This window comes from Cellulomonas sp. IC4_254, from assembly GCF_011603975.1.
Classification (GTDB): Bacteria; Actinomycetota; Actinomycetes; order Actinomycetales; family Cellulomonadaceae; genus Cellulomonas.
In genome coordinates this window covers 1-8,712 of sequence record NZ_JAANNB010000168.1, presented here as the reverse complement: position 1 = coordinate 8,712, position 8,712 = coordinate 1, and the positions used below count along the sequence as shown (strand labels likewise).

Genomic DNA, 8,712 nt, shown 5'->3' with positions numbered 1-8,712 from the left:
CGGCCTCCTCCAGCATCGCCCGCACGCCTCGTCGCGGGCGATGCTGGAGGAGGCCGCGGGCGAGCTGTTCCTGGAGCGCGGGTACGCGACGACCTCCGTCGCCGACATCACGCAGCGGGCGGGCGTCTCGCGGAGCACGTTCTTCAACTACTTCCCCGCGAAGTCCGACCTGCTGTGGGCGGCGTTCGACGAGCGGGTCGACGCCCTGCGGGTCGCGCTCGCCGGCTCGGGCACGGACGCGACACCGGGCGCGGTCGTGGAGGCCGCCCTGCGGGACCTGGCCGCCCGGCTGCCTGCGGACCACGTCGCACTCGCCTTCACCCAGGCGGACACTATGGGCCTCGGCGACGACCTGCGGCTCGCGGCCGCGCGCCGCACCGCGGACCTCGGAGCCGCGATCGCCGGGTACGCCGCCGGGCGGCGCGTCGACCCGCTGCACGCGCGGGTGGCCGGGACGGCCTGGGCCGGGGCGCTGGTCGCGGCGGTCGAGGCGTGGGCACTGGCCGGCGCCGACCGGACGCGGCTGCCAGACCTGCTGGACGAGGCGCTGACCCCGGTGCGGGGGGCTCTGGGCTGACACCGAAGGCACGATCCCGGACCTTCGCGACATCTCGCCTCCCCGGAGCGCGCGGCCTGTGGATGACGGCCGACGCGCGGGCGGCGCCGCGCCTACGGTCGCGATCATGGCGACCCCAGGGACGACGACCGACCGGCGCCGCGGCGAGGATGAACTGGCGCGGGGGAGATGAGCAAGGTAACTTGATTGCACGGCGACGTGCCGCTGATCCTCGGCAGCGCACACCGCCACGGGGTGCCCGAGGAGGACGTCCGCCACGCCGTCGAGCACCACGTCGACAGCCTCGACGTGGGCGAGGGGATGACGATGGTGATCGGGCCGGACCGCACGGCCGCGCTGATCGAGGTCGGCGTGGTGGCGATGTACGGCGGGTGGTGCGTGGTCCACGCCATGCGGCCCGCACGCACGAAGTTCCTGAGGAGATGATCACCGTGCCCCGATCGCTCGACGAGATCCTCGCGAGCGCCGACCGGCTCGCGGACCGCTTCGAGGCCTACGAGCCCGCCCCCGGCGACCGGGACGCCGTCGACCCGATGACCGCCCTCTGGCTCGCCGCCGCCCGGCGGGCGACCGCCGAGCGCGACCTGGCGGCGGCCGTGGTCGACGCGCGCCGGGCAGGTGTCCCGTGGAAGACGGTCGGCGAGATCGTCGGCACCTCGGGGGAAGCCGCGCGGCAGCGGTACGGCCGGCACGCCGCCCGCTGACCCCGGCGTGTGGCCGCGCGTCACCCGGTGTTCCTAGGATCGACCCCATGAGCGACACCGGACTGCGGCAGGCCCAGGACAAGATGGCGGCGGCCGGGGTGGCCCCGACCGCGATCGACGTCTTCACCCACTACTACCGGGAGCTCGAGGCGGGGGCCACGGGCCTCATCCCCGAGGACACCATCGACCCCCTGCTCGACCCCCCGCAGCTCGCGGACGTCGACATCGACCCCGAGGCGGCGCGCGAGGCGTTCGCGAAGACGGCGATCATCAAGCTCAACGGCGGTCTCGGCACCTCGATGGGCATGGACAAGGCCAAGTCGCTGCTGCCGGTCCGCGACGGGAAGTCGTTCCTCGACCTGATCGTCGAGCAGGTGCAGCACGCCCGGTCCGAGACCGGGGCCCGGCTGCCGCTCATCCTGATGAACTCGTTCCGCACCCAGGCCGACTCGCTCGCCGCGCTGGCGACGCACGAGGGTCTGGCCGTCGACGGCCTGCCGCTCGACTTCCTGCAGAACCAGGAGCCGAAGCTCCGCACGGACGACCTGACCCCGGTGACCTGGGAGGCCGACCCGTCGCTGGAGTGGTGCCCGCCGGGCCACGGCGACCTCTACACGGCGCTTCTCGCCTCGGGCGTGCTGCAGCAGCTGCTCGACGCGGGCTTCCGGTACGCGTCGGTGTCGAACTCCGACAACCTGGGTGCGGCGCCGAACCCGACGATCGCCGGCTGGTTCGCGGCCTCGGGCGCGCCCTACGCCGCCGAGCTCTGCCGGCGCACCGCCGCCGACCGCAAGGGCGGCCACCTCGCGGTCCGGAAGTCGGACGGCCGGCTGATCCTGCGGGACACCGCGCAGACGCCCGCCGACGAGATGGACTACTTCACCGACGAGCACCGGCACCCGTACTTCCACACCAACAACCTGTGGTTCGACCTGGAGCAGATCGCGGCGGCGCTCGAGGCGCGGGGCGCGGTGCTCGGCCTGCCGCTGATCCGCAACGTGAAGACCGTCGACCCGACCGACTCCTCGTCGCCGGAGGTGTTCCAGATCGAGACGGCGATGGGCGCGGCGATCGAGGTGTTCGAGGGCGCGACGGCCATCGCCGTCGGGCGCGAGCGGTTCCTGCCGGTCAAGACGACCAACGACCTGCTGCTGCTGCGGTCCGACGCGTACGACCTGGGCGAGGACTCGACGCTGCGGCTCGCCGTCGAGAAGGCGCCGCTGGTCGACCTCGACACGAAGGTCTACAAGACCGTGGGGAAGTTCGAGCAGCGGTTCCCCGCCGCCCCGTCGCTGCGCGGCGCGTCCTCGTTCACGGTCCAGGGCGACTGGACCTTCGAGCCGGGCGTGGTCGCGACCGGGGAGGCCGTGGTGACGGCCGAGGGCGCCCCGGGCACCGTCCCCGCCGGCACCACGATCGGCGGCTGACCCCCACCGCCGGACCCGCTCGGCGGGCACGCCGCGACGCCGCCGGCCCACCATCGCTCCGCCGGAGCCGGTGGTGGGCCGGCCGCGGCGGTGATCAGGTCGCGTCCGCTTCCCGGGTGATCAGCCGCGTCCGCGGCTGGTGACGGGACGCGGCCGGTGACGGGCCGCGCCGGGTGACCGGCCGCGGCCGCGCTCAGCCCCGCCGGCGCCGGGCCGCGAGCAGCAGCGCGCCGCCGGCCGTGAGCAGCAGGGCCGCCGCCGCGGTGAGCGCCGCCGCGTCCGCGCCGGTGACGCCGAGCGCCGTCCGTCCGGTCGCCCCGGCGGACGCCGCCGGGTCCGCGCCGGGCGTCGCGCCGCCGCCCGGTGTCGTGGTCCCGGGCGTACCGCCGCCCGGTGTCGTCCCGTCCTCCGGCGCCGCCACGCGCAGCGTCACCGCGTCGGTCGCCACGGTGGCCGCCAGGTTCGCGACCACGAGCCGGATCATCAGCCCGTCGTCGCCGGCGACCGGGGTGTAGGCGACGGTGTGCCGGACGGTACCGGACGTCGGGGTGGCCGCGACCCGCAGCGCGAGCAGGCGCGGCGCCGCGACGAGGGTCTGGGACACCACCGCCCCGTCCGGCAGGCCGCCCCAGGTCGAGCCGCCGTCGCGCGACGACTCCCAGGTGGCGGTCCCGGCGTCCGCGTCGACCACCCAGGACAGCGTGACCGGCTGCCCGGCGACGACCCGGAGGGCGCCGTCGGGGCCCACGCCGCCGGGCTCGGCCACCACCTGCGGGGCGGTGACCACGGTGACCGTGGCGGGGGCGCTGACGGCGGTCGCGGGGCCGGCGACGAGCGTCGACGCGGCCACCGCCCGCACCAGCGTCCCGTCGTCGGCGGCCGTGACGGGCAGCTCGAGCACCGTGCCGGTCGCGCCCGCGACCGGCACCCAGGTGGTGCCGTCGGCCGACCGCTCCCAGGTGACCGTGGGGGTCGGGGAGCCGCCGACGGCGACCTCGAACCGCGCCGTGCCGCCGTCCGCCGCCGTGACGTCGACGGGGTCGCCGACCGTGGGCGGCGTGAGAACGCGCAGCACCGCGGCCGCGCTCGGGACGTCGGCCGCCGCGGCGTTGCTCGCGAGGGCGCGGTACGAGGACCCGTCGACCTCGGGAGTCGCCGGCACGGTCAGCGTCCCGGAACCGCCGCCCGGGAGGTCGGTCCAAGCGCCGCCCGGCGCGCGGACCTGCCACCGGACGACCGGGGACGGCGCACCGGTCACGGCGACCGTGAAGGTGGCGTCGTCGCCCGCGTCCGCGGTGACGTCCGACGGCTGCGCGGTGAAGGCCGGCGAGGTGTGCACGGTGAGCGTGGCCACCGCGCTCGGCACCGGGCCCGTCGCGCCCGTGGCGACCGCCCGGACCAGCAGGCCGTCGTCGCCCGGGACGGTGGTGCGCTCGTAGACCGGGCCCGTGCCGCCCTCGTACCTCCACGCGATGCCGTCGGTGCTGGTCAGCCAGCGCACCACGGGCGCGGGCTCGCCGGCCGCCTCGACCTCGAACCGGGCCACGGTCCCGGCGACCACCGTGACGTCCGCCGGGTCGGTGACCTCGGGGCCCCACAGGACCGTCAGCGCGGCGGACGCGGACACGGCCGACCCCGCGGTGCTGGTCGCGACGGCGCGGTACCGGGTGCCCTGGACCGCGCGGTCGGCCGGGACGACCAGCGTCGTCCCGTCGGCGCCGGGGACGTCGGTCCAGCCGGTCGCGCCTGCGGCGAGCACCTGCCACTGCAGCGCGGGCGCCGGGGAGCCCGACACGGTGACGGCGAAGGTGGCGTCGGACCCCTCGGGCACCGCCTGGTCGACCGGGTCCGCCGTGATGGCGGGCGCGGCGTGCAGGGTGATCGTGGCCGCGGCGCTCGGGACCTCGCCGGTGGCGCCGGTCAGCACGGCGCGCACCCGGAGGCCCGCGTCGCCGGCCCCCAGCACGCGGTCGTACCTGGCCCCGGTCGCACCCGCGACGTCGGACCAGGCGTCCGTGCCGGGCGGCGCCGTCTGCCAGCGCACCGCGGGCGCGGGCGAGCCGACCGCGCCGACCTCGAACCGCGCGGTGCTGCCCGGCAGCCCCGCGGCGTCGGCGGGCTGGCCGGTGACCTCGGGGCCCCAGGTGACCGTGAGGGTCGCGGGCGCGCTGGTCGCGGTCCCGGCGGTGTTCGTCGCGATCACACGGTAGCGGGCGCCGTCGTCCGCACGGCCCGCGACCACGGTCAGCTCGGTCGCCGTCCCGTCGGGCACGTCGGCCCAGGACGAGGAGCCGGGCTCCGCGCGCTGCCACCGGACCGCGGGCTCCGGCGACCCGGTGACCGTCGTGGCGAAGGTGGCCTGCGCCCCCTCGAGCGCCGTGGCGCCGGCCGGGGCGGAGACCGTGGGGGGCACGGGCTGCTCGAGCGTCGTCCCGGCGGTGCTCTGGTCGACCGTCGCCCGCACCGCGAGCGTCGCCGCGGGGCTCCGCGTGAACCGCGCCGCCGCGGTGCCGTCCGCGGCGAGCGCCGGGTCGGCGTCCACCCCGGCGTCGACCGGGTCGAACGCCCAGGCCACGGGACGGCCCGCGAGCGCACGCAGCAGCGCGGCGGGCGCCGGCGTGCCGTCGGCGAGCGACACGCGCGCGGTGGCGGTGACCGCGTCGCCGGTGACCGGCCGGGTCGGCGAGGCGGCCAGCGCGAGCACGGCCCGGGGCGCCGTGGTGGTGCCGCCCACCGCACCGCACGCCGCGTCGGTCGCGTCGGCGGCGCAGCCCCACCAGCTGGCCGTGGCGGGCACCGGGCCCACCACGGAGGCCGCGCGCGTGCCGCCGGTGACCCCGTCGGTGTTGCCCACCAGGACCGAGGACGTGACCGAGCCGGCGGCGAGCCAGAGCGCGCCGCCGTCGGCCGCCCCGCCCGAGCCCGTGACGACGTTGCCCTCGACCCGGGACCCGGCGAGCGCGGTCGAGCCGGTCGCCAGCACGGCCGCGCCGCGTGCCGCCGCGGCGGACGACGAGGTCACGGTGTTGCCGGTGAAGGTCGAGCCCTGCACCTGGAGCGCGGCGCCCTCGACGTAGAGCGCGCCGCCGCCGAGCACGCCGGAGCCCGCCCCGCCGGTGACGGTGTTCTGGTCGAACGTCGACCCCGTGACGACGACCGTGTCCGCGTCGTCCACGCCGAGCATGGCGACGGCCCCGCCGGGTGCCCCGTCCGCGGTGTTGCCGCGGAAGGTGCAGCCGTCGATCGTCAGCGCGCCGCCGGACATCTGCACCGCGCCGCCGGGAGCCGAGGCGTCGCCCGCGCCGGCGGCGTTGGCGCTGCCGGTGACGACGCAGTCGCGCAGGGTGAGCGCGTCGGGCCGGGCCGGGTCGCCGGTGCCGGCGAGCACCGCGCCGCCGCCGCCGACCACCGCCGCGTCGGCCGCGCTCGGCACGCCCCCGCGCAGCTCGACCTTCTCGACGGTGACGTCCACGCCGCCGACCAGGTTGCCGTCGAGGTCGAGGACCCGCCGGCCCTGGGCCGTCACCGTCCAGGTGCCGGGAGACGTCACGACCAGGCTCGCGGGCGCGTCGGGGGCGAACGTCAGCGGACCCGCGACGAGGGTGACGTCCGTGCCGGCCGGCACCGTCACGACCGCGTCCGTCTCGTCCGCCGCGCGGCAGAGCGCCTCCCGCAGCGTGGTGCCCGCCGCGCCGTCGTCGCAGCCCGCGGTGAGCGCGGCGTCGGCGGCCGACGTCACCGCGATCGCGACCGGCTCGGCGGCCAGGGCGGCGGGCGCACCGAGCGCCGGGACGCCGGGTGCGACGGTGCCGGCACCGGCCGCGACGGCGGCCAGCACGAGCGTCGCGAGGGCGCGCCGGAGCGCGGGACGAGGGGGGTGCACGCCGGAAGACTAGGTGTTTCACCCGGCCGGCGGGCCCGTCGTCCGGGTGAATCCTCGTAGGCTCACCCCGCTCGTCGTCCCCGGTCGTCACCCCGCAAGGTCCAGGAGTCCCCGTGCCCACCCGTCGCACCGTGCTAGTGGCTGCCACCGCGGCCGCCGGCGTCATCGCGGTCGGCGGCCCGGTGCTCGCGACGCGCCGCGCGACCATCCCGCTGACCCTCGCGGCGCTCCGCCCTCTCGTGGGCGACCCGTTCGAGGTCGAGGGCCGCACGGTGACGCTGGCGGCCGTGACCGGGCGGGCGGGCGCCCCGGCGACCGAGACGGCCTTCGCGCTGCGGTTCACCGGCGCCGGCGACCTGCCCGGTGCCACGCAGTCGTTCCGGCACGCGGACGGCGACCTGGTGCTGCACGTCGAGCCGGTCGGGCCCGAGGGCAGCACGCTCGAGGCCGTCGTCGGCCGGACGGCCTGAGGCGAGGAGGACGACGTGGAGCCCTACCTCGGAGAGATCCGGCTGTTCGCGGGCATCTTCGCGCCCGCGGGCTGGGCGGCCTGCGACGGGCAGGTGCTGCCGATCAGCCAGAACGAGGCCCTGTACACGCTGCTCGGCACCCGGTACGGCGGCGACGGCGTCTCGACCTTCGCGCTCCCCGACCTGCGCGGGCGGTGGGCCGTGGGCCGCCGCGGCGCGAACCTCGGTGAGACCGGCGGCGCGGAGACGGTCGCGCTCACCGTGCCGCAGCTCCCGGTGCACACCCACGCCGTGCACGCGTCCGCGGCGGCGGCCACGGGCACCGCGCCGGGCGTGTGGGCCGCGGTCCCCGGCCCGGCGTACCTGCCCGGCGACCCGGGGGCGGACGCCCAGACCATGGCCGGCGACGCCCTGGCGCCGGCCGGGACGGGCGCGCCCCACGAGAACCTGCCGCCGTACCTCGGGATGATCCACATCATCGCGACCGCCGGCCTCTACCCGACCCGAGACTGACGGCTGGACATGGACCCCTACCTCGGCGAGATCCGCCTGTTCGCCACCGACTTCGTGCCGTCCGGCTGGCTGCCGTGCGACGGCCAGACCCTGGCGATCTCGCAGAACTCGGCCCTGTACGCCGTCCTGGGCACGCAGTACGGCGGCAGCGGCGTGTCGACCTTCCAGCTGCCGGACCTGCGCGACCGCTCGGCCGTCGGCGCGGGCGCGGAGGTATGGGTGGGCCAGGCCGGCGGTGCCGCGACCGCCGTGCTGTCCACGGCCGAGATCCCGCAGCACGCGCACCAGGTCGTCGGGTCGTCCGCACCCGCCGACGCCGCGGAGCCGGGTGGCGCGCGCTGGGCGGCGACGGCCGCACCGCAGTACGGGTCGGCCGCCCAGGTCGTCATGGCGCCGGGCACCGTCCAGGCCACGGGGTCGTCCCAGGCGCACGAGAACCGCCCGCCGTACCTCGCCCTGACCTACGGCATCGCCGTCCAGGGGGTGTTCCCGAGCCGGGGCGACGACGCCGGGATCGCGGCCCCCGCCCTCGTGGGCGAGGTGCGGCTGTTCGCGGGGAGCTACGTCCCGAGCGGCTGGGCGGCGTGCACCGGGCAGCTCGTGCCCGTCGCCCAGAACACCCCGCTGTTCGCCCTGCTCGGCACCGCGTTCGGGGGCGACGGGCGCACCACGTTCGGCCTGCCGGACCTGCGCGACCGCACGCCCGTGCACGTCGGCCAGAGCGCCCCCGGCCGGCGGGACACCGCGATCGGCGATCGGGGCGGGGCCGCCGCGGTCACGCTCACCACCGCGCAGCTGCCGGCGCACACCCACACCGTCCGCGGGACGGCGGCGCGCGGCACCACGGGGAACCCGTCCGGCGCCTCCTGGGCCGTCGCCCAGCAGGGGCGTGCCCGGCGGGACCTCTACACCGCCGCCGGCCCGACGGTGGGGATCGGCACGACCGGCCCCTCCGGCGGCTCGCAGCCGCACACCAACCGCTCGCCGTACCTCGGGGTCACGGCGATGATCGCGCTGAACGGGGACTACCCGGTCCGCTACTGAGCGCGGCAGCCCGCCTCGACCGCAGCGGCAGGGCCGTCCGCGCGGCGGGACCTCCGACGCGACAGGACCTCCGGCGCGACGGAGCCGTCCGGCG

The 8,712-nt window shown here is 77.6% G+C and carries 8 protein-coding genes; 7 read left to right on the top strand and 1 reads right to left on the bottom strand.

Translation table 11 applies throughout. From position 1 onward, the window contains the following. From G6556_RS14740 to G6556_RS14725, 4 genes are all read left to right on the top strand, one after another. Window positions 1–577: TetR family transcriptional regulator (locus G6556_RS14740; RefSeq protein WP_166942938.1), on the top strand; the 577-nt coding region annotated here is incomplete at its 5' end. A gap of 198 nt (window positions 578–775) precedes the next feature. Beyond that, window positions 776–1,003 (top strand): hypothetical protein, encoded by a 228-nt coding sequence (locus tag G6556_RS14735; protein ID WP_346774925.1) that lies wholly within the window; start codon window positions 776–778, stop codon window positions 1,001–1,003. After that, on the top strand, window positions 1,000–1,281 hold the full coding sequence (locus tag G6556_RS14730; protein ID WP_166942932.1) for a hypothetical protein: 282 nt from the start codon (window positions 1,000–1,002) through the stop codon (window positions 1,279–1,281). The genes G6556_RS14735 and G6556_RS14730 overlap by 4 nt, the downstream gene beginning before the upstream one ends. 47 nt (window positions 1,282–1,328) lie before the next feature. Continuing rightward, window positions 1,329–2,708: a UTP--glucose-1-phosphate uridylyltransferase gene (locus G6556_RS14725; RefSeq protein WP_166942929.1), complete on the top strand. Its 1,380-nt coding sequence runs from the start codon at window positions 1,329–1,331 to the stop codon at window positions 2,706–2,708. A 193-nt stretch (window positions 2,709–2,901) separates the two neighbouring features. Here G6556_RS14725 and G6556_RS19990 read toward each other — a convergent pair whose 3' ends face one another. After that, window positions 2,902–6,591, bottom strand: coding sequence for an immunoglobulin domain-containing protein (locus G6556_RS19990; RefSeq protein ID WP_166942927.1), 3,690 nt, complete (start codon window positions 6,589–6,591; stop codon window positions 2,902–2,904). Window positions 6,592–6,728: 137 nt separating this feature from the next. Between G6556_RS19990 and G6556_RS14715 the strand changes: the two genes are divergently transcribed. The 3 genes from G6556_RS14715 to G6556_RS19200 are packed head-to-tail and all read left to right on the top strand — an operon-like array spanning window position 6,729 to window position 8,618. Then, the gene (locus G6556_RS14715) at window positions 6,729–7,061 is read left to right on the top strand and encodes a hypothetical protein (RefSeq protein WP_166942924.1); all 333 of its coding nucleotides are present in this window, start codon (window positions 6,729–6,731) and stop codon (window positions 7,059–7,061) included. 15 nt (window positions 7,062–7,076) lie between these two features. Then, a complete protein-coding gene (locus G6556_RS14710) occupies window positions 7,077–7,574 on the top strand; it encodes a tail fiber protein (protein ID WP_166942921.1) in 498 nt (165 codons plus the stop codon). A 9-nt stretch (window positions 7,575–7,583) separates the two neighbouring features. Further along, window positions 7,584–8,618 carry a tail fiber protein gene (locus G6556_RS19200; RefSeq protein WP_205693532.1) on the top strand — a complete coding sequence of 345 codons (1,035 nt, stop codon included), beginning with the start codon at window positions 7,584–7,586 and terminating at the stop codon, window positions 8,616–8,618. The last annotated feature ends 94 nt before the right edge of the window (window positions 8,619–8,712 follow it).

Coding starts and splice junctions, on each gene's coding strand:
- G6556_RS14730 (WP_166942932.1), top strand. CDS start 1,000: ATGATCACCGTGCCCCGATCGCTCGACGAGATCCTCGCGAGCGCCGAC.
- G6556_RS19200 (WP_205693532.1), top strand. CDS start 7,584: ATGGACCCCTACCTCGGCGAGATCCGCCTGTTCGCCACCGACTTCGTG.
- G6556_RS14725 (WP_166942929.1), top strand. CDS start 1,329: ATGAGCGACACCGGACTGCGGCAGGCCCAGGACAAGATGGCGGCGGCC.